This window comes from Sphaerisporangium sp. NPDC004334, assembly GCF_053602655.1.
In genome coordinates this window covers 1-1,871 of the sequence record NZ_JBSGDZ010000083.1, presented here as the reverse complement: position 1 = coordinate 1,871, position 1,871 = coordinate 1, and the positions used below count along the sequence as shown (strand labels likewise).

The following is a 1,871-nucleotide window of genomic DNA, read 5'->3' as shown; positions in this document are numbered from 1 at the left end:
CGCCCGGGCGAGCCGCCGACCAAGGAGTCCGCCCAGACGCTGCTGGAGAACCTCTACTTCAACCCCAAGCGCTACGACCTGGCCAAGGTCGGCCGGTACAAGATCAACAAGAAGCTCGGCTCGGACACCGACATCAACGTCACCGTCCTGACCGAGGACGACATCGTCGCGATGGTCGAGTACCTGGTGCGGCTGCACGCCGGCGAGGAGTCGGCCGGCCTGCCGCTGGAGGTCGACGACATCGACCACTTCGGCAACCGGCGGGTGCGCAACGTCGGCGAGCTGATCCAGAACCAGGTCCGCCTGGGCCTGGCCCGCATGGAGCGCGTCGTCCGCGAGCGCATGACCACGCAGGACGTCGAGGCGATCACGCCGCAGACCCTGATCAACATCCGCCCGGTCGTGGCGGCCATGAAGGAGTTCTTCGGCACCTCCCAGCTGTCGCAGTTCATGGACCAGACCAACCCGCTGTCCGGTCTGACGCACCGGCGGCGGCTGTCCGCGCTCGGTCCGGGCGGTCTGTCGCGTGAGCGGGCCGGCGTGGAGATGCGCGACGTGCACCCGTCCCACTACGGCCGCATGTGCCCGATCGAGACGCCCGAAGGCCCGAACATCGGCCTCATCGGCTACCTCGCCTGCTTCGCCAGGCTCAACGCCTTCGGCTTCGTCGAGACGCCCTACCGCAAGGTCGTGGACGGCCGGGTCACCGAGGAGATCGACTACCTGACCGCCGACGAGGAAGACCTGTACGTGATCGCCCAGGCGAACTCCCCGCTGTCGGCGGACGGCGGGTTCGCCGAGGGGCGGGTGCTGGTCCGCACCAAGGGCGGCGAGTTCGAGTACGTCCGCTCGACCGAAGTGCACTACATGGACGTCTCACCGCGCCAGATGGTGTCGGTGGCGACGGCGATGATCCCCTTCCTCGAGCACGACGACGCCAACCGCGCGCTCATGGGCGCGAACATGATGCGCCAGTCGGTGCCCCTGCTCAGGAGCGAGGCCCCGCTGGTCGGCACCGGCATGGAGTACCGCGCCGCGACCGACACGGGCGACCTGATCAGCGCCCAGAAGGCCGGCGTGGTGGAGGAGGTCTCGGCCGACTACGTCACGATCGCCAACGACGACGGCACGAGCACGACCTACCGGCTGGCGAAGTTCAAGCACTCGAACCAGGGCACGAGCTTCAACCAGAAGCCGATCGTGGCCGAGGGCGACCGGGTGGAGGTCAACCAGGTCGTCGCCGACGGTCCGTGCACCGACAACGGTGAGATGGCGCTCGGCAAGAACCTCCTGGTGGCGTTCATGCCGTGGGAGGGGCACAACTACGAGGACGCGATCATCCTGTCGCAGCGGCTGGTGCAGGACGACGTGCTGTCCTCGATCCACATCGAGGAGCACGAGGTCGACGCCCGCGACACCAAGCTGGGCCCTGAGGAGATCACCCGGGACATCCCGAACGTCTCCGAGGAGGTCCTGGCCGACCTCGACGAGCGCGGCATCATCCGCATCGGCGCGGACGTGGTGCCCGGTGACATCCTGGTCGGCAAGGTCACGCCCAAGGGTGAGACCGAGCTGACGCCGGAGGAGCGGCTGCTGCGCGCGATCTTCGGTGAGAAGGCCCGCGAGGTCCGCGACACCTCCCTGAAGGTCCCGCACGGTGAGACGGGCAAGGTCATCGGGGTGCGGGTGTTCAGCCGCGAGGAGGGCGACGAGCTTCCTCCCGGTGTGAACGAGCTGGTCCGGGTGTACGTCGCGCAGAAGCGCAAGATCACCGAGGGTGACAAGCTGGCGGGCCGGCACGGCAACAAGGGCGTCATCTCCAAGATCCTGCCCGTGGAGGACATGCCGTTCCTGGAGGACGGCACCCCGGT

Annotated in this window: 1 protein-coding gene; it reads left to right on the top strand. The window is 68.0% G+C overall.

All coding sequences use genetic code 11. The features are described 5' to 3' along the window. Nucleotides 1-1,871, top strand: a 1,871-nt coding sequence (rpoB, locus tag ACWEN6_RS40835) for a DNA-directed RNA polymerase subunit beta (protein ID WP_452577588.1), incomplete at both ends; no start/stop codon positions are given.